The sequence below is a fragment of the Streptosporangium sp. CA-115845 genome, assembly GCF_050943795.1.
GTDB lineage: Bacteria > Actinomycetota > Actinomycetes > Streptosporangiales > Streptosporangiaceae > Streptosporangium.
In genome coordinates this window covers 134,960-153,444 of the sequence record NZ_CP191987.1, presented here as the reverse complement: position 1 = coordinate 153,444, position 18,485 = coordinate 134,960, and the positions used below count along the sequence as shown (strand labels likewise).

At 68.3% G+C, this 18,485-nt stretch carries 20 protein-coding genes; 7 read left to right on the top strand and 13 right to left on the bottom strand.

The features are described 5' to 3' along the window. Window positions 1–95: 95 nt before the first annotated feature. Window positions 96–983 (top strand): endonuclease/exonuclease/phosphatase family protein, encoded by an 888-nt coding sequence (locus ACQP0P_RS00730; RefSeq protein WP_433358875.1) that lies wholly within the window; start codon window positions 96–98, stop codon window positions 981–983. A gap of 148 nt (window positions 984–1,131) precedes the next feature. Here the strand turns inward: ACQP0P_RS00730 and ACQP0P_RS00725 are convergent, their stop codons facing one another. The 8 genes from ACQP0P_RS00725 to ACQP0P_RS00690 all read right to left on the bottom strand — a co-directional run bounded on the left by ACQP0P_RS00725 (window position 1,132) and on the right by ACQP0P_RS00690 (window position 7,989). Next, a complete protein-coding gene (locus ACQP0P_RS00725; RefSeq protein ID WP_433358874.1) occupies window positions 1,132–2,052 on the bottom strand; it encodes a hypothetical protein in 921 nt (306 codons plus the stop codon). Beyond that, complete coding sequence (locus ACQP0P_RS00720; protein WP_433358873.1) at window positions 2,049–2,573, bottom strand: glycine-rich domain-containing protein; 525 nt, start codon at window positions 2,571–2,573, stop codon at window positions 2,049–2,051. The genes ACQP0P_RS00725 and ACQP0P_RS00720 overlap by 4 nt, the downstream gene beginning before the upstream one ends. A 63-nt stretch (window positions 2,574–2,636) precedes the next feature. After that, a complete protein-coding gene (locus ACQP0P_RS00715) occupies window positions 2,637–2,978 on the bottom strand; it encodes a hypothetical protein (RefSeq protein ID WP_433358872.1) in 342 nt (113 codons plus the stop codon). Between the two features lie 291 nt (window positions 2,979–3,269). Then, on the bottom strand, window positions 3,270–4,259 hold the full coding sequence (locus ACQP0P_RS00710; protein ID WP_433358871.1) for a GNAT family N-acetyltransferase: 990 nt from the start codon (window positions 4,257–4,259) through the stop codon (window positions 3,270–3,272). Then, window positions 4,256–5,083, bottom strand: a complete 828-nt coding sequence (locus ACQP0P_RS00705) for a hypothetical protein (protein ID WP_433358870.1) — start codon at window positions 5,081–5,083, stop codon at window positions 4,256–4,258. The genes ACQP0P_RS00710 and ACQP0P_RS00705 overlap by 4 nt, the downstream gene beginning before the upstream one ends. After that, window positions 5,080–5,868 carry a methyltransferase gene (locus ACQP0P_RS00700; RefSeq protein ID WP_433358869.1) on the bottom strand — a complete coding sequence of 263 codons (789 nt, stop codon included), beginning with the start codon at window positions 5,866–5,868 and terminating at the stop codon, window positions 5,080–5,082. The genes ACQP0P_RS00705 and ACQP0P_RS00700 overlap by 4 nt, the downstream gene beginning before the upstream one ends. Then, window positions 5,837–6,499, bottom strand: coding sequence for a hypothetical protein (locus tag ACQP0P_RS00695; protein ID WP_433358868.1), 663 nt, complete (start codon window positions 6,497–6,499; stop codon window positions 5,837–5,839). Before ACQP0P_RS00695 ends, ACQP0P_RS00700 begins: the two co-directional genes overlap by 32 nt. Beyond that, the gene (locus ACQP0P_RS00690; RefSeq protein WP_433358867.1) at window positions 6,499–7,989 is read right to left on the bottom strand and encodes a hypothetical protein; all 1,491 of its coding nucleotides are present in this window, start codon (window positions 7,987–7,989) and stop codon (window positions 6,499–6,501) included. The genes ACQP0P_RS00695 and ACQP0P_RS00690 overlap by 1 nt, the downstream gene beginning before the upstream one ends. Before the next feature lie 882 nt (window positions 7,990–8,871). Between ACQP0P_RS00690 and ACQP0P_RS00685 the strand changes: the two genes are divergently transcribed. From ACQP0P_RS00685 to ACQP0P_RS00660, 6 genes are all read left to right on the top strand, one after another. Continuing rightward, entirely contained in the window at window positions 8,872–9,945 is a 1,074-nt protein-coding gene (locus tag ACQP0P_RS00685) for an aldo/keto reductase (RefSeq protein ID WP_433358866.1), read from the top strand. Continuing rightward, window positions 9,942–10,664, top strand: coding sequence for a nucleoside monophosphate kinase (locus ACQP0P_RS00680; protein ID WP_433358865.1), 723 nt, complete (start codon window positions 9,942–9,944; stop codon window positions 10,662–10,664). Before ACQP0P_RS00685 ends, ACQP0P_RS00680 begins: the two co-directional genes overlap by 4 nt. Further along, a complete protein-coding gene (locus ACQP0P_RS00675; protein ID WP_433358864.1) occupies window positions 10,661–11,815 on the top strand; it encodes a radical SAM protein in 1,155 nt (384 codons plus the stop codon). Before ACQP0P_RS00680 ends, ACQP0P_RS00675 begins: the two co-directional genes overlap by 4 nt. Before the next feature lie 89 nt (window positions 11,816–11,904). Next, window positions 11,905–12,342 carry an NUDIX hydrolase gene (locus ACQP0P_RS00670; protein ID WP_433358863.1) on the top strand — a complete coding sequence of 146 codons (438 nt, stop codon included), beginning with the start codon at window positions 11,905–11,907 and terminating at the stop codon, window positions 12,340–12,342. Between the two features lie 2 nt (window positions 12,343–12,344). Then, the gene (locus ACQP0P_RS00665) at window positions 12,345–13,250 is read left to right on the top strand and encodes a PfkB family carbohydrate kinase (protein WP_433358862.1); all 906 of its coding nucleotides are present in this window, start codon (window positions 12,345–12,347) and stop codon (window positions 13,248–13,250) included. Beyond that, window positions 13,247–13,900, top strand: coding sequence for a hypothetical protein (locus tag ACQP0P_RS00660; RefSeq protein ID WP_433358861.1), 654 nt, complete (start codon window positions 13,247–13,249; stop codon window positions 13,898–13,900). The genes ACQP0P_RS00665 and ACQP0P_RS00660 overlap by 4 nt, the downstream gene beginning before the upstream one ends. Here ACQP0P_RS00660 and ACQP0P_RS00655 read toward each other — a convergent pair. The 5 genes from ACQP0P_RS00655 to ACQP0P_RS00635 form a co-directional block, all read right to left on the bottom strand. After that, on the bottom strand, window positions 13,893–14,633 hold the full coding sequence (locus tag ACQP0P_RS00655) for a 2'-5' RNA ligase family protein (RefSeq protein WP_433358860.1): 741 nt from the start codon (window positions 14,631–14,633) through the stop codon (window positions 13,893–13,895). The genes ACQP0P_RS00660 and ACQP0P_RS00655 overlap by 8 nt on opposite strands. Window positions 14,634–14,686: 53 nt before the next feature. After that, on the bottom strand, window positions 14,687–16,045 hold the full coding sequence (locus ACQP0P_RS00650) for a hypothetical protein (protein WP_433358859.1): 1,359 nt from the start codon (window positions 16,043–16,045) through the stop codon (window positions 14,687–14,689). Window positions 16,046–16,248: 203 nt separating this feature from the next. Then, window positions 16,249–17,244 carry a hypothetical protein gene (locus ACQP0P_RS00645; protein ID WP_433358858.1) on the bottom strand — a complete coding sequence of 332 codons (996 nt, stop codon included), beginning with the start codon at window positions 17,242–17,244 and terminating at the stop codon, window positions 16,249–16,251. 439 nt (window positions 17,245–17,683) lie between these two features. After that, the gene (locus ACQP0P_RS00640; RefSeq protein WP_433358857.1) at window positions 17,684–18,115 is read right to left on the bottom strand and encodes an ATP-binding protein; all 432 of its coding nucleotides are present in this window, start codon (window positions 18,113–18,115) and stop codon (window positions 17,684–17,686) included. After that, entirely contained in the window at window positions 18,112–18,396 is a 285-nt protein-coding gene (locus tag ACQP0P_RS00635; RefSeq protein ID WP_433358856.1) for a hypothetical protein, read from the bottom strand. Before ACQP0P_RS00635 ends, ACQP0P_RS00640 begins: the two co-directional genes overlap by 4 nt. Window positions 18,397–18,485: the final 89 nt, after the last annotated feature.

Sequence of the window (18,485 nt, the reverse complement as noted above, 5' to 3'; positions counted from 1 at the left end):
GGGAAGGACCTGCCGATTTCGGTGGCCGACATCAGCGAAGGGCGGGCCAGGAACCTCCTGTGCCCATCCCTCATCACCTGATACCAGGAGCGTAAGTGGCTTCAAACGACGAGTTGGTGATCGCCGCGCTGAATTTACAGGACGGTGGATGGGACACAACTCACCACGACCATCGAGGACTGGAGCTTCTTCCCCAGCTTGTGAACCAGATCTCCGGGGAAGTCGACGTTCTGCTGTTTCAGGAGGGGAGGGGGTTCACCACTCGGGGGCAGGAGCTACGGTTTCGCGCCGAGGAACTGCTGCGTGACTTCGGGTTGCGCAGCTTCATCACCCGCAGTGTCCGCGGTCAGCTTCATGAGATGGTCTTCGTCCGCTGGCCTCGGTTCCGTCCTGTCCGTCATTACACCCCTGACCTGCCGGACGTCTTCCATGATCAGGTCGGCTGGCTGTACTTTCAGGTGGCGGGCCTGCAGCCGGTGCTGGCGCTGAGGTCGGTGCAGTGGGCGAGCTGGAACGGCGACATCCGCCTGGACGAGGCCCAAAAGCTCACCAAGTTCGCCGCTCGGGGCGTGGCGGCCGTCATCGGCGGTGATTTCAACTCGCTGTTCCCCGACTGCCCAGACCATCAGCCGGAGTTCGAGCCCGACTGGGAGCAGCTTCCGCTCCACAAACGCCTTCACAAGACATTGCCGCCAGGACTGCGGCCTGACGGGCGGCTGGTGTCGGATCGGCGGGCGCTGACCGTGCTCGCCGAGGCAGGTTTCGTCAACGTCGGCTGCGTAGCCGGGGATACGACGGTCACGGTCAGCCCCGACGTTGACTCCGGGCAGGGTGCCCGCATCGACCACATCCTGCTCAGCCCACTGCTCGCCCCTGCCATCGTCCCCGGCTCCTACCAGGTTTGGGCCAATGAGCTGGGCCGGAGCGCGAGCGACCATTTCTTGGTGTCCATACGGCTGGGTCTGCGACGACTGAGCGGGTGATACGCACGACCGGGCCGGCGCGGCGGCACCCATGAGGGGCCGCCGCGCCGGCCCGCCGCGCTGTGGGCTCGGATGGGTTTGGCGTGTGCCGACACGAAGGTCTGGTCGATCGATCAAGAGACTTCTTCAGTGGTCCGGATGGCGGGGATCACATGGTGCAGTAGACCAGCCAGGACCGGCCCGCTTCGGCCGCCTCAGCCGCATGGGCCATGTAAGCCTTTCGAGCGCGCCCCGTGAGCCTTTTCGGCGGCCCGGTTCGCACTTTGAAAAGGCGCGACAAAGTCCACAGCGCGGCCAAAGCGGCCACCGCCTCCTTCGGCGCGGTCCGCCAGGAGGGTACCGCGGCCATGAGCGCCTCGGCCTGCGACGGGGGATGGCCGGTCATGATGAGGCGAGGGACGAGGGCGAACGGCTCTATCCACGCGGCACCCTTGGCTGCCAGGGCCCAGTTGGTGGCGTACGCCTGACCGTCACAGATCAGAAGTTTGTGCGGGGTCAGGTCGTAGTGCAGCAGCGTGTCCCCGGCCAGGTCCTCAGGCCGAAATCCGCGGAGGGCTTCTTCGAACAAGACCTGATACGGCAGGCCCAAGTCACGACTGCCGATCAGGTGCTCGGCGCGGTCCTGGAGCAAGACGAGGTTGTCGGCGACGTCGGGGACCCGCGCGCGGGCCGGACACGGCGTGAGCACCTCGTTGAGCAAGCTCACGGTATCTGTCACCAGGGGGATGTCCGGCGAGCCGGGCGTCAGGTCCGCAGGCCGGCCGTCGATGTAGTCAAACAGAAGCAGCGTCCACCCCTCCAGGCCGCGGCTCCAGCGCAGCCGCGGGGCGGGCAGGTCCGGCGGCAAGACGGTGCCCACCCCTCGCTCGCGCGCGTATCGAGGCGCGGCGGGACTGTCGGCGGGAATCGCCCTCAGAAGGAGAGAGCCGCCGTCCTCAATGTGCAGCCGGGTGATGATGCCCGCTACGAGAGCCTTGGCCGCCGGTTCGGCCTTGAGGACCCGGCCGGTCTGAGCCTCAACGGCTGCGCGCACCGTGGCGGGCAGGTCCTCCCACTGTGGCCTGCTCACGATCGGCTCTCCTGCAACTCGGTGCGGCCCCGCTGCCACTGGCCGCCTTCGATCTTTGAGGTCCACAACGAGGTCCACAGCTCATCCACGACGGGCAGGCCCGCGGCCCGCATCGCCTCGACGCTGGTTTGGAGGGCGGCCTTCGAGTCCGGTGGTGCGTGCTTGGGGACGTCGATCGGCCAGTGGTGGATGAAGCGGCCGGCGACTTGCTGGCAGAACTCCCCGTAGGCCCGGGTGTACGTCAAGAACTTCTCCCAGGCGATCTCCACCGCGGGCGAGGGGAACAGACGCACGTCCGGATTGAGGCCACAGGCGACCAGGAAGGCCAGCGCCTGCTCGATGACCTCTTGTGCCTGGTCTTGCGAGATGTGCTCTTCGCGGGCGATGCGATCGGCGAGGAACCCGAACAGCTGGTCGGGGATGAGGCTGCGCGGGTTGGCCAGCTCTCTGGCGGTGAGCTGTGCTGCGGCAGCGGCCATGGAGATCTCCCTTGCGGTGGGGGTGAGGGGTTCGCGCTGCATGGTGCGGAGCGAAGTGCGCCCGAGCGGGCCCGCGCCACGCCCCATGGGGGCGCTGCGTCGGCCTTAGTGCGCTGGCGTCTTGCGGGGCGGGGCGTAGCAGAAGGCGGCGATCAGGCGGGCTGCCTCGTCCAGGTCGTCCAGCGGCGCGGATTGCTCAGCGATGGCTTCCGGGGACGAGGGCTCCCGCTGCGGGGCCTGCCAGGAGTAGCGCAGCCCGTCGTCGCCGGGGACGACGCACACGGTGACGTCGTTGGCGACGTGTAGGCGTGGCCCGTTCTCATAGCTGATGGATGCGTAGATCCGGTGGGGGTGCAAGCGCTCTCGGAGCCGCTGGAGAGCGTGTCCAGCGTCGAGGATGTCCCGCAGGGCCTTGCTTGCTGGTGTGCCATAGGCGGGAAAGCCCATGCCGCTACCTTTCCGGTGTAGGGGTGTGCTCGTAGGCCTGCTCGCGTCGGCGTCAGAGGGGAGCGACATCCTCGGCCGGGGCGTCGGCCAGCAGTGGCAGGTCGCTAAGCGGGTAAGCGCGCTGGGGCCGGTAGTGCTCAGCGACCCGTTCAGCGACAGTGTCGGGCTTCGCCGCGCTGGTGAGCGGAGCTTCGCCGGGTGGACTGCATGCGGGGTGGGTCCACCGGAATTTCTCGCGCACGAGGTCGTAGATGGCGTAGCCAAGCCGGTCGGGCGTTGATGAGGGTTTCCTCACGGGCGCCGCTCGGGCGAGGAAATCGCATCGTGGGCGGTCCGAAGCGGAGGTGCCTGGTAGTAGTAGATCTCCTCTACCGTGCGTAGCCCTGCCGCCTGGAGGTCGGCCAGTAGCTTGGATGCGGTGGCGGGGACGATGGCGCGGGCCACGTGGGCGCCGTGCCGTGCCCCGGCGGCCAGAGCGGCCGAGATCATTGGACCGGCCAGGGCCGGGCGGTCGGCGGCGGGGTGGATCAGCACATCGGCCAGGAGCGCCTCGGTAGGTTCACCTGGTTCGGTGTGGGCGAGTGGGTAGAGCAGTACAGCTGCTTCAAGCTCGCCATCGCGTCCGGTCACTCCGAGCAGGCCTTCATTGATGAATCGGTCATCGGCGCGCCAGCGACGGTCGGTGTCGGCGGCGACCGTAACCCCCTGGGCGGGGTGCACGGCGTGGTAGAGCCGAGCTAAGGCGTCGGCGTGTGCTGGTGTCACTGCGTGGATCTGCGGGCCGGCGTGCGGCTGGGGTGGGTCCGCTGCCCCGGGTAGGGCGGTGATCGGCCCTTTGAGCAGTGCCGCGGTGGCATGGAGGTGCCAGCCGGCGCGATGGAAGAGGTCCCATCCGTGGCGGCGGCGTGCTGGGATTTCCGCACTGTACACAACCATCGTGGGATCGGTCACCGTGTCGAGGACCTGGGCCAGAAGTGCGGTGCCCAGCCCACGCCGTTGGCAGCTGGGGTCCACGATCGGTCCCCACACCCGAGCGGGCCCGCCCGGCGCGGTGGGCTGGCGTAGTGCGGCTGCCCCGCTCAGGGCTCCGCCAGCGGAGCGGGCCAGGAACACCGTCGTGGCCGCTCCGTTCGCGGGTGGGCGCAGCCGGGAGCGGACCAGAGCGTCGGTGACCGGCCGCTGGTCGGCCCAGCCGACCATGGCGGCATAGCCCAGATGGGCGAGTTCCCTATCCAGCGGTGTTCCGGGTTGGTAGGGGGCCACGGTGATCGTCACGGTCATGGGCGCTCCCGGGGACTGGCGGCGGCCACGCCGACGCATGTGCTGCCCCGGCGGGTCAGAAAGGCTGGGTGAAGCCGCAAGGGCCAGGTCGGCGCGGCAGGGTGGGAGAACAACTGCACCTGCGCGAAGGAGGTGGCGAAGGTGGCGCTGAGCTGCTGCGGTGTGGTGAACGGGCTGGGGCGCGACGGGCGGCGCCAGTTTTGGTGGGCGAGCCGGGCCCGCTGCGGCGCAGAGCCGGGCCAGGTGGCGGCCGCGGTAGCTTGGATGATCCGGCCGAGCGTGTCGTATTCCAGGCGCCCGGCGGGGCCGGCGATGCGGGTGCTGTAGAGCACCAGGCCGTCGCTGGAGAGTAAGGAGGCCAGGCGGCGCAGCAGTGCGTGCCTGTCGGCGGGTTCGGGCAGCAGCGACAGCAGCCCATCGGTGACGATCACGTCGAAGGGCCCGTCGAGGCCCGCCAGGTGCGGTGCGGTGGCGGTCGTGGTGGTGATGTCGATGCCCGCTTGGTGCGCCCAGGCGTTCACCAGGGTCAGCGGGGCGCGACAGCGGTCGACCACGGTGAGAGACAGGTGCGGGGTCAGCTGGGTCAGGGTCTGGGCCATGATTTCGTCGGAGGCTCCGCATACCAGGGCGCGCCGGGGCTGCCATGGGTGGCGTTCGGCCAGGATGCGCCGGTAGAACCCGGTGTGCCAACGGGGGGTGCCTTTCAGCCCTGCCATCCGAAGCAGCCGCCAGGTGGCGTGATAGCAAAAGCATCGTTGGTCACAGTGCTGTCGCGCGGTGTGCAGTGCGCCGGTGAGGGTGAGCTGCCAAAGGTGTGGGTTCATCGTCCCTCCTGAAGTGGGGTATGGGCGATGAGGTGAAGCAATCGCGCGACGCGCCGGTAGGGCTCGAGAGATCCCGCTTGCCACTCGGCCTGCACGATGAGGTCGAAGTCCGGGCCGATCGGGGCATCACCGAGGTGGTCGGTGAAGATGCGCACCCCGTACCACCTCGCGATGACCGCGCCGGCGTCAGTCATCAGGGTCTGGAGTTGGCGCAGGGTGTGGCCGCGGCTGGTCACTCCGAGGTTGCCCACCTCAGTGCCCGCGTTCATGATCTGCAGCGCGTCCGCCCATCGCGCCTCCAGGCCCGGGCGCATCGCCAGAGCGTCGCCGTTCTTGGTGAGCACCGAGATCAGGCCACCGGGCCGTACGGCCGCCACCATCGCGCTCAGCAGGGTGTGCGGGGCGGCGACATACATCAGCACGCCGTGACAGCAGGCAACGTCGAAGCCGTCGCCGACCAGTTCACCGGCGTGTTCGCCGGACCCTAGCACCACGGTGACCCGCTGACGGACGTCGCCGGGTTCGGCGGCCAGGTTGGTCTGGGCTCGCTTGAGCATCGCGGGGTCGGGGTCCAGCAAGGTCACCGTGTGTCCGGCGCGGGCGAGCTGGATGGCTTGATGGCCGTCCCCGCCGCCGACATCCAGCACCCGCTGGGGCCCGGCGGGTAGATGCGTGTGAAGCGCTCGGGCGACCAGAGCGTGGCGCAGGGCGCCCCGTAACGTGCCGGTGTGGCGAAGGTACTGGGCCGAAAGGTCACTGGGGGTTGAGGTCCACGAGTTGTCCACGAGCGCCTTTCGGTGAGAGCAGTCTGGAGAAGAGGTCTGGGTGCTGCAGCACCATCAGGATCGACAGATACCGCCTGTCAAGCAGTGCGCGCAGCTCACGCGCCGCGGCGGTGTCGGGCAGGCGGCCCTGGCGGGCATTTCGGCGCAGCGCGACCAGGTAGGGCAGTTGTTGTTCGAGTTCGTTCAGATCGACTGTGGTGTGGCCGAGCCAGGCGCCGAGCCGCTCGCGGCTCATCACCTCCCACACCACTACGTCGTGTCGGGGTGTGCCGCTGTGTTCGATGGTTGCCAGGTGCGGGATGCGGCACATCGCGCTTGAGGGCAGGTCCGGGCGGCGGGCGCTGGTCACGCACGCCCCGTGCAGACCGCGAGCACGCCGCACTTGGTGCAGATGCTCGGCGAACGTGACCGCCAGGCTCGCCTGCACCGGGCTGGCCTGTTCACAGATGACGGCGACCGCGTGCACCCAGGAACGCCGGGCTACCGCAAGGGCGGCGCGTAGCGCGATGACCGGATCGCGTTGCTCGTAGTAAAGCCTGCTCTGCCGTTCGTCATTACTGACCACGCCTGGGCCGAAGGAATCACCCAGTTCGGTGGCGGAAAAGTACCGTTCTCCGGTGGAGGTGATCATCAGGTGGCCTCCGGTCCGAACCTGGCGTAGTAGCGCTCCAGCAGACCGCACGATTCGAGCACCTGGTCGCTGGCCGCCACGTTGTGCCCCCGCGCGAAACCGTGCTCAGGCGCGGCAAGCGTGGCCGCACCTACCAGCAAACTGGCCAAGATGAGGTCGGAGTACTTGTTCGGCAGGGACTGGGAGTGGTGGAAGTTGATCGGATAGCCGTCACCGACCACCGTGACCTGCACCCCTGAGGGCAGGCTCAACTGGGTGCCGAGCACGCCGAGGTCGGCCACATGCGAGGACTGCCGGCGCAGTTCCTCGACGGCGAACTCCCGGTCTCTGGACGTCGTCGACACCAGGTAGCAGTCCCGGATGATCGCGGCCGTGTGCTCGCCGCGCAGGCTGGTGCGCCCGGTCGCTCCGATGATGAGCAGTGGCCGGTGCTCGCGCAGCAGCTGGGAAAGGAAGCGACTGGTGAAAAAGCCGTGCTCGTGAGCTGCGAGCAGCCGAACCATCCGCTGATCGTGCACGGCGACGCGCATTCGCCGCGTGCGCAGCACGTGGGCGATCTGTTCGCCGATCCGTCCAAAGCCGATCACCAAAGCGCTTTGGCCTTCGAACTTCTCCTCGGGCAGCAGAGCCAGGACATTGCGGACCGCCGCGTCGGCGATGCCGTAGGACTCGATGGTGGCCTTGACCGCTGACTCGGCCACCGAAAAGATCGGCACTGGCAGGTGGTCGGCCCAGGGCTCCAGCTTGGTGATGCCGGAGATCGTCTGCTCGACCAGGCCCACGAACTGGGAGATGAGTTCGGGGCGGTCGGCCAGTAGCACCGGCAGGGTGTATCCGCCGTCGTCGATCAGCAGGCCGCGGCGGCCGAGTGCGCTGGCACGCTGGGCGTGATCTCCGAGCGCGTCCGCGGTCCGCTCCCACGGCCAGACCGTGATTCCTTCCGCACTCAGGTGGGCGTCCACCCGGTGGGTGAGGGGGTAGCGGTAGCCCTTGTCGATGACCGTGATCGCCTGTGGCGGCACGCCCATGGCCTGTACCGCCTCGACCAGCATGAGGAAATCGGTCATGTGATGCACGGTCAAAACGGGGGCGATCGTTGACAGGCAGTCGGGGGGCAGGAGCATCGGCAGGCCTGTGGTCAGCGGCATCTGGCTGCGCAGCGTCTGCAGCTCGCTGCCGGTGAACGGCACCCGCTGGGCGGCGCGCAGGATCGCGGCCGTCTGTTCCGGCGACAGCCCCGCCGCCTTCTCGATGATCAACGTCACGGTGAGCGTGTCGGCCGCTTCGGCTTTGGGATCGATAGGGGGGCCCGCGACCAGCCGCAGACGCCCTTCATCACCCACGGCCAGCTGTAGGTCGTGGCCGTCACCGACCGGCTCTGCCATGTCGACAACCTTGGCGATGGACTCGATCACCGCGTTCAGCACCATCGGCAGATCCTGGCTCTGGCCTTTCACCTTTACCGACGCGACGGGGTTGTGAGCGATCATCAGCGCTCACCGGCGCCGCAGTCGCCAGGCGGTCGGATGGCCGGCAGAGCTGGTGGCGGGGGCGGGCCGGCTATCGGCGGCGTCGCGCGTCCGGCGCCGATGGCGCGTCCCTGAGTGAAGACCGGTTGCGACGGCGCCCGGGTTTGTGCGTCGTCGACTCCGGCCGACGGGCTGTCACTGACCATCACAACGATGGATGAGGCCATGCCAGAGCTCCCTGCGTCGTGGCCTGCGTGCTGGTGCCGGACTCGGTGGCAGCGGCTCGGAGACACGCCCACGCCATCGTGGAGTCGGTGCGTTCACCCTGACGGCTGGGCCATGGCACCGATACGACACCGGACCGCCATCTGACCGCCACGGCCCACTCCGTCCTCCTTGTGGCCCGTGGCGGTCAGATGGCGGCTCGGTGTCGTATCGGTGCCGTCCGTGACACCTCACCGTTGAAGCAACCCGGTTTCGGGCCAAGGGGCGGCTGTTTCGCCGGCATGTGCCACCACCCTGAGGGGAGACTGAGGTGCTCGTCACTCATCAACGCCGTCGAGGTGACACCTCACGACAGGCGGCATCTTGCGTCGGGACCTTGTGGGCCAGACGCGCTGGCATCGGCCGAGCCGATGAGCAGGTGGTCACGCCGGCACAGCGATCCCGCCTGGCTCGCTTGATCATTGACACCCACCTCGAGCGTGTCGTGATGTCGACCTACCGCCGCGGCGCTGATCGACGAGCCGCACATGTGCGGCAGGACAACCCGGGGGAGCGGAAGAACCGGGGGTGGGGCCTGGCGTCGGTGCCAGGCCCCGCCGGGCGGTCGGCCTGCCCGGCTCGCAGCGGTGAGCCCGAGGTGGTCGTGGAGTTCCATCGCCCTGGCGGTACACGGTGAGCATGGCGAACCTGAGACCGCGCTGGTTGTCCGGCACTGTCGCGGCGCATCCCCTGGGAGTGGGCTGCTGGGGCATCGGCGGCCCGTTCTCCAACCTGGAGACGCCGATGGGCTGGTCCACCGCCAACGACGCCCGTTCCCTTGACGGGCTTGTCGCAGCGGTGGAATGCGGCGCCACCTTGTTTGACACTGCCGATGTGTACGGGCACGGGCACTCCGAGCGGCTGCTGGGACGGCTCTTGCGTCGATACCCGCGTGAGCAGATCCAGTTGAGCAGCAAGGTCGGCTACGTGCGCGGCACCGCTGCTCACCCCTACGCCGCCCCGCAACTTCAGCACCAGCTCAGCCAGAGCCTGCAGAACCTCGGGGTGGAGGATCTCGATCTGTACTTCCTGCACCACCTGGACTTCGGCCAAGACGACCAGTTCCTGCCCGAGGCCATCGACCAGATGCGGGCACTGCGCCAGATGGGCTTGGTCAAGGCCATCGGCATGCGCGGACCCCATCCAATGAGCGGCGACCGTAGCGGTGACCACCCGGCCCGGCTGGCCCGCTTCCGCTGGATCTTCCACCTGTTGCGGCCCGATGTGCTGTGGGTGCGTTTCAACCCGCTCACCCCCGAGTTACGCATTGACGATGAGGACCTGTTCACCTGGACCGCGCGACAGGGGGTGGGGCTGCTGCTGGCCGAGCCGCTCGCCGGCGGTCTGCTCACCGGCAAGTACGACCCGGCGCACCCGCCCGCCTTCGGCATCGGTGATCACCGACGTGGCAAGCGGTGGTTCACCCCCGCGGGGCTGGCTGTCGTCGACGACGGACTGACCCCGCTACGCCATCGCTTCGGCACCGGGCACCACGACCTGGCCCGGGTCGCGTTGTGGTACTGCCTGCAACGGGCTGAGCACAGCGCGGTCCTGGCGGGATTCACCCACCCCGAACAGGTCAGCGCCAACTACACCGCGCTGGGCGACCCGCTGACACCGGAAGAGCTCGCCTTCGCCGAAGCCGCCTACGCCCAGCTGCGTGCGGCGTTCATCGAACACGGCGACCGTCTCCTGGATCAGGTGACGGCATGAACGCCTTACACCGGCCGGTGGCCGTTTCGGTGCTGGGACCGCCGGCGAGCGGCAAATCCACCCTGACCAGTGCGCTGGCCACCCGCCACGGCGGGCGGATCTTCCGGCTGCGCGAGTACGCCCACCGGCGCGCCGCAGACGAGCCCGCGCTCGCCGCGGCGATGCACGCGCGCGCCGATGCCCTGGGGTGGCTGCCCGACCGGCTGGCCCTGCGCCTGGTCGGCGACGCCCTTCGGGGCGCCTACCACCCCTTAGCGGGCGCTCCGGTGCTGTTAGAGGGCTACCCCGGTAACGCCGTGCAGGCCGCCCACCTGGCGAAGCTGCTGCGCCGCTGCGACGGGATGCTGGTCGTCTTGGACCTGCACCTCGACCAGGACACCGCCTGGCAGCGGGCCCGCACCCGCCGGGTCTGCCCCAGATGCGAATCCGACACCGGCACCGACCCCCACCGGCCCGCCCCAGCGGCCCCAGACGGGGAGTGCGCGCAGTGCGCGGGGCCGCTGCGACCACGGCACGGCGACACCCCGTCCGCGCTGGCCGCCCGCGCCGACCGGTTCCACCAGCACCGCCCCCAGATCCGGCGCGCGCTGCAGGTACACCACGTGCCCTGGCACACCCTGAGCACCCAGTGCGCCCCCTCAGCCGTCCTTTCGGCGGCCGAAGCCGCCCTCGGCATCCATCCGCCCCTGCACCTCGACCCGGGAGCACCGATTCCATGAGCGCCGTCGACCTGCCCATGCCCGACGTGAGACGCCCGCACGCCGACGTCTACGGACACGCCCGCATGCCCGCTGCGGCCCACACCGACATCGCGCACGCCCAGCGCATCGACAAGGTGCCCTACGGCCGGTTCCGTAACGTGTACCTGTACATCACCGAGGCCTGCCAGTTGCGGTGCGGCTCGTGCTACATGGGCGACCGGCTGGAGCGGGCCCTGAAGATGCCGTTCGAGCAGATCAGCGACAACCTGGTGGCATGGCGGCAGATGGGCGGCTCGAAGCTGACCGTCCTGGGCGGGGAGCCGACCCTGCACCCCCGCTACGAAGACACCATCCGCCTGGCCAATGAGCTCGGCTACGAACACGTGATCACCACCAGCAACGGGCTGAAGCCCGCCGCCCGCAAGTTCGCGCGCATGGAGCCCGGCGACTTCGCCTACGTGCAGATCAGCCTGGACGGTGGCTCCCCGGACACCCACGACGCCGTCCGCGGCGAGGGGACCTTCGCCACCACCTTGCAAACCGTCGGGGAACTGGCCCGGCGAGGTTTCGACACCCGCATCATCTGCACCGTCAACAAGGCCAACCAAAACGACTGCCTGAACCTGCTGGGCATCGCCGACGACTTGGGCGTGTCCCTGGTCAAGTTCCACGTCTTCTCCGTGATCGGCAGAGGCCACGGCAACCAGGACTGGGCCATGCGTCCCCACGAGTGGCTGGAGTTTTGCGACGCGCTACCCGCGGCCGCCGCCGATCGCCGCACCCGGGTGTGGTACCAGCCCACCTTCGCCCGCCGTGAGCAGATGGGCCGCTACCAGGCCGAGGGCTACCGCGGCTGCATCGGCCGGACCCTGGACCGCATCTCGATCTTCCCCGACGGGCGCGCCTATGTGTGCAGCTTCCTGTTCGACACCGATCTGCACTTCGCCACTGTCACCGACCGCGGCCGGATCGAACTGAACAAGGGGCCGAACGAGTTCGACCTGTTCACTGGTGCGCTCACCCAGCACGGCTGCGGGAACTGCAAGGCCCCTGGCTCGTGCATGGGGGGCTGCCCCGCCGAGCAGATCGTCGACGGCACGGCCTCCTGCGCCGAGGAGCAGGACATCGTCTCGGTGTGCCGGCTGTGGAAGTCCATCCCGGCCAACTGACCGATCCCGCCCACAGCCGCCCGCCACCTTCGGCATCGTTACCCCTCTGCGGCAAGTGGCCGCACCAACCCCAACGACAAGGAACACACATGTCCACAGACCGGTACAAGACCTGCGTCGATGTCCACCTGATCCTGCGCCGGGGAGATGAGATCCTGCTCGGCAAGCGGCAAAACACCGGCTACGCCGACGGCTCCTGGCACCTACCCTCCGGCCACCTGGACCCGGGCGAGTCCGCCAGCGCGGCACTGATCCGCGAAAGCGCCGAGGAGATCGGCGTGTCGGTCAAACCCGCCGACGTCCGCTTCGCCCACCTGATGCACCACTACACCAACGACGCCCGCACCGCGCTGTTTTTCGAGGTCACCCAGTGGAGCGGGAACGTCGACAACCGCGAACCCGACAAGTGCTCCGGCTGGGACTGGTTCCCTCTCGACGCCCTGCCCGACCAGATGATCCCTTATGCGGCCGAGGCCCTGGCCCACTACCGCAAGGACCTCACCTACTCTGAGCGTGGCTGGGCCTGAGCATGGACGACGCCGTGGACCTCGCCTGCTTCAGCTACCTCGCCGGCGCCCGGCTGCTGGCGGTGGATCGCTACCCCGCCGCCGACACCGGCACCGAGGTCCACAGCGTCACCCACTCCCTGGCCGGCGACGGGCCGATCACCGCCATCACCGCCAGCAAACTCGGCCTGCGCACCGCTCTTAGCGCCAACCACGTCGGCGCCGACACCACCGGAGTGGCCCTGCTATCGCAGCTGGATGCCGCCGGAGTCCACCACCGGCTGTCCCCGCGAGCCCGCACCACCACCTCGGAGCTGACCGTGGTCACCGACCTGGCCGGCACCCGCACCTGGTTCGCCCACCTCGCCCAGGCCTACATCGGCCTGGCTGATGCCGACCTCACCGCGCTGACCCGCGCCAAGCTCGCCTACATCGACTGCTACCAGGTACTCACAACCGGCGCCGCCCGTGCCATCAGCGCAGCCGCCCACGCAGGCGTCCCGCTGATGCTGAACCTCGGCGGCGACCCGCTGCACCCCGACATCCAGCGCGCCGCCTCCCACGGACACCTCGCCGTCGTTCAGACCAGCCTGCCCGAGCAGCAGGCGCACCTGGCCGACGAGGTGGCCGACGACCTCGCCCGCAGGGTAGCGCCCGACGTCATCCTGGTCACCCTCGGAAGCCAAGGCGCCATCGCCCACCAGCCCGGCGCACGCCACCGCGCCCCGGCCGGGAAGGGCCCGATCGCGCACACCCACGGCGCCGGAGCCGCGTTCTCCGCCGGATTCGCCGCCTCCTACCTGGCCGGCCACGACATCCTCACCGCCTTGCACCACGCCTGCCGCACCGGCACCGCGCACTGCGCCCCACCGGGCAGCCACCCCGCTCTTCCCGGCGACCTACTTCCACCGTCAGGAGTATCGGCATGACCGTGATCGACGACCACATCCCCGCCCTGCGCGCCGCGGACTGGAACGACACCGCCCACGTCGAGGCCAGCACCGCGGGCCTGCTCGCCGAACTCGCCGCCGACCCCGCCGCGCTACGCGCCGCCGTCGAGGCGATCAGCGGCGACCGGCATCTGCAGCAGTTGTGCGAGCACTACGACATCCTCGACAAGCTCGTCTTGCACGACGACCCCTCCGGGTTCCGCGTCCGCCTGCACCTGTTCGGCCCTGAGCACTACGACCGGCCGCACAACCACCGCTGGACCTACAGCGCCCGGCTGCTGTCAGGCAGCTACACCCACACCCTCTACGGCACCGAGGAAGGCTTCGACGAGACCACTGACGTCTCGCGGCTGCATCCCACGATGGTGCGCACCGAGCACACCGGTGACGGCTACACCCTGCACCACACCATGGTCCACGCCGCGGTCGCCCAGCCCGACACCGTCTCCCTCATCGTGCGTGGACCCGCCGTCAAGGACCGCTTCCTGGTCACCGACCGCGCCACGGGCCAGGTCTGGTGGCAGCACGGCGCCGCTCAGGAGTCCCCCGCCGAAGCAGCCGCCAAGCGTATGCATGCCGACCGGTTCACCGGCTGTCTGCACGCACTGGACAAACTCGGCATCATCTGACAGGCACAGCTGAGGCCGGCGTCGGCTCCCCGGTGCCGGCCTCAGCGAGAGGCAGGCTCGCGATCACCTCCCACCGGTACACGCTGTCCTGCCGCCGCAACTCCACCAACTCAACCCGGGAAACCGTGACAAGCACCGGTGGACGCTCGCGCAGCGCGGCCACCCACTCCACCACCGGCGCCGTGGGACGCGGTTGCGCGTTGTAGGCGATCCCCAGATGAGGGCGAAACGACGCGGTGGAGCCGTCTTCCGGCGCGTTCGCCTGCGCCAACACCGCGTGCAGTTCGACCAGCGGCTCCCACGGGGCGACGCTGTAGCGCAGCGCGCCTGATGACCCGGTCAACGGACCCACCTGCACCTCGAACGCCGCCGGAACGCGCTCGGCCGCCACAGCCACGAGGCCTTGCAGCCTCCCCCGATCCATCTGGGCAACATCGGCGACCTTGCACATGGTGATGTGCAGCCCCTCAGCGGGCACCAGATCAAAGCCCTCAGCCGGGATGGCTGCCTGACACGCAAGAGCCTCCTCGATCAGTTCCAGCTCCTTGGGGAAGGTGAGCATCCAATAGAAGGCCCGGCCGCCCTCCCACCCCGGCCGGTCCCAATGATCAGCCATGCGCGGCAGCGCCTGGAAGGCCGACCAATCGTGCGCGGCGATCACCTGCGGTGCCACCAGATCGGGCGGCGGCTCCACCGGGAACGCCCGCTTGTCCGGCCGCAGTACCGTCCCCACCGCTCCTCCACCTGCCCCACGGGCGCCTACGCGCCCTCACACCGCTTGGCTCCTCACTCTGAAGAGCGGCTCATCGTCAGGGAGCTTAGCCGCTCATCGAACTCGCGCACGGGGTGCAGATCATCCCAGCGTGAGGCCTGCACACGTAGTTCGCGCGCACGTTTGAGAATCGACTGGATCGGCTTGCCAGCGGCGGCATCCAACGCCTCGTGGCCCAACTGCATCGCATGCTCAACATCTGGAGCCGCACCCTGAAGCACCGAGCTGGCCACATCCAGCCGCACCAGCGCCTTGCTCCACGCAGAATCGGATGCCATCACGTGAGCGTCGACCGCATCGGCGCACTCCCCGGCACGAGCGGTGTCAGCCAACGACACATACGCGGTCAGCGCGTTGGACAAGGTGCGGGCCATGCCGTAGGGCTCAAAGGAGATACAGGACGTCAGACCGCTCACCAGGCCGGGCTGCCGATCCGACAGCTCCAAAGCCTGTCCGATCGCCTGCACCGCACCTTTGCGGTCGCCGAGCCTGGCCAAAGCGCGTGCCCGTCCGTTGACCAGCAGACGAATCGCCTGTGGACTCGCAGGTGCCAGCCCCACACCCGCAGCGGCGGCGGCGTCGGCCTCTGCGTACCGTTCGGCGTAGTACAAGCCCAATGAAGTCGTCCCCAGAGCCCAGGCGATGGTCGAGTTGTCGTTGATCTCCCGGGCAAGGGCCACGGCCTCCTCGCAATACGCGAACGCGGCCTCAGACCCGGTGTTGACAGCCATGTAACCCAGCAGCCCCGAGACTCGCGCGGCGAGCCGGCACACCTGCTGCCTGTCGGCCTGGGACTGCCGTCCCCTCAGCAGGCCGTGGAGCATCCGGCGCACAATCCGGACCTCCGGACCGAGCCGCTCCGGCCCCACCACTTCATACTGCTGCACAACCCGTTCGATCGCCGCTTGCGCCAGATGAACGTCAGCCGCCTCTGTCTCATCGGGGAACAGCTCTTTCGTCTGGGCTCGAATTCGGCCAGGAGAGTCCCACAGATCAGCCCCGGCCAGAGCGCTCTGCTCAGCTGGTTGCGAAAGCGGCACAGCGCCACTCAATGGGGTGCTGTCGGCGTGGACCGTGGCGAACAGCACCTCCGCTGCGACATCGAACATGTGCTCAAGAACACGGCAAACATCATGTGCTGGGAGACCTTTGATATCCCCGGTCATCCAGCGGTCATACGTGCGACTGGAGATCGTTAGATTCGCCAGCCGCGGTTCGTCATGCAGACGCGCCAACTCCAAGGAGGATCGACCAAAATGAATCAGGAAGGTCGCGAAAGAAAGATGCCGCTGCTGGATCAACAGCCGAAAACGTGTAACCCTCAGCATGACACCCCATTCACCGCCGCCGCCAGAAAACAGGAACCTGTACAAAAGAGCACGTTATACGGAAATGATCCCAAAGGTGCCCGCGGCGGCGGAAAGTTGCGGACCGGTAGCCGCGCCCAGTAGCCCTCACCATGGAAAACACCACGAACAGCGCTCATCGGACATATCCATCCATAAATCCTCTGAGCACCCTACAGATCAGGCAGGAAATGTCACCCGCAACGCTCGCCAAGCCATGGTGACGCGGCTTAATAGCAATTCACACCTAGTTGCGTACCCGGTAAATAGGGGACTCCAACGAGATACAGGCCAGCGTCGAGCGCGGCAGCGGCTCCCACAGGAGAGTTCTCCAAAGCGACGGTGTCATGGGGAGCGACATCCATAGCGGAACAGGCCGCCAGGTAGACAATCGAAAAAAGGGGGATGGTGCGGATCCCTGCTCCAGACACCGATAAGCCGGGGGCGGCCACTGGGGGATCCGCCGGGGTTACGCAGCAGAGGTGAGGGGGCTCTTGCCGGCCGAGGGCCGTGGCGCAGGCCCGGCAGGTGCGCATCAGGCCGACGTCGAACGGCGGTGACCACTCCCCGATCAAGACCGCCTCAGCGAAGGTGCCGCAGACGGCGGTCACGGGCCCGGGCCGAAGTCCGGCGGGGATCGCGATGGCGTGGCGTAGCCGGTCGCCGGTGAGGGCGGTACCGTACCCGAGCTCGAAAGCGGGCTCCGGCGCGGCGGGGGTGATGGTCAGGTCTCCCAGGTGAAAGGTGAAGCGGCGCGCCCGGCCACCGGGGGCGGGAACCGTCTCCTCCAGCTCCACCAGGGCATGGCTACCATCACACATCGCCACGGTCTGTCCGTTTTGGCCTTCGAGATACCTCTTCAACGCGCCCAGGGTGCCGTGGCTGAGAAAGATCCGATCGACCAGGACCCGATCACCCGGCCGGGGCCTTCGCTGGACTGTGGGCGAAGGCGCCGCAGTCACCTCCAGTCCGCAGACCGCCAGCGTCCAGACGGTGCGTCGATTGGCCACCACAGGCAGGCCACTCACCTCGATACTCACCTCGGCGTGCTGACCGCCGGCCAAGACCGCCCTCACCGTCCCGATGCGGCCGATCAGCCAATGCTTCTTACCTGGCTCGACCAAGCCGCTGGAAAGGGAGCGGACGCGGATGGTGTCTCCCGCGGTGAGCGGGCGCCGGGACGTCACCGAGGTGTCCGGTGTGCGCGCCGGGTGCGGGCCCGCCACCGGTGACAGGGGGCAGCCAGAGCGCGGGTGGTGAGACTGAAGGTCCAGCTACCGTCGGCGGCACGCTGGAAGGTGACGCGGCTGGGAGGGGTGAGCCGGTACAGGTGCAGGCGCCATACCGGGAAGGCGGCGAGCCGGTCATGCCAGGGCCCCCTCCACAGGCCGGTTCCGCGCCGGGCGGGCAAAGGGCCGCGATCAGGTCTTACGGGTGCGGTGGCGTTGAGCATGACGGTGTTCTCCTCGCAGTGGGTGTGCAGAGCGGCTGGCACTTGTGGGGGAGTGCCGGCCGGCCTGCGTCCACGCACCTCCGAGTGGGTGTGGGCGCGCGGTATGCCAGGCATGGCCAGAGATGCCTGTGCCGGGGCCCGCGAGAGGGAAGGATCAGCGACCGCGCTCCTCTCCCCACAGCAGCACATGGGTACGCAGCGACAGTGACCAGTCATGGGCGATCACCGCCTCGGCCAGTCCCGATGGCTGCGGGGAACTTGAATCGCGCCCACACGGCCTTGCCGTCGTCGTGCTCGTCCACGCCCCAGGCATCGGCCAACTCGTTCACGATCATCAGGCCCCGCCCGGACGGGTCGGTGCTGTCGGGATGGCGCAGCCGCGGGCGGCGGATGCTGTGGTCGTACACCGCGATGTGGGCGCAGCCGTCACCGACGGCAATCGTCACCACAAACCCGCACTCGCAGAAGTTGCCGTGTTTGAGTGCGTTGGCAGCCAGCTCGGTGACGCACAATCCGGCATCATCGACGCATTCGCCCGCTATGCCCCAATCGGATAAGACGGTGGCGACCAGAACCCGAGCCTGGGGGACCGATTCGGGTACGGCGGAAAAACACCACTTAACGAGGTTCGCCGTGCGCCTCATATCTCAGCGCCCCCGGTGGCGGGTTCGATGGTACGGCAGAGCAGGTGACCACCGTAGGAGCAGGTGGTGCGCTCACCGGCCTGACGGAAGCGGCCCATATTGCGAAGCAACAGCAATCGCCTCTGCCTGACCAGTCCGTCGAGTTGCGCAAGCGGGCCGGGCAGCCTGGTGAACAGGACCGGCTGGTTCTCGTCTTGCCCTTGGAACTCCACCGCCGGTACCCCACGCAGGCTCAGGTGCGCCTGCAGCTGGCTGGGCACCACGACAGCGCTGGTCTTCACGAAAGGCTCCTTACCGGTGACTGATGTGCTTTGCGGGCCGCATCCATCACGTTGTGTGCTTACGCGATGACGTTGTGTCTTTTAGATGA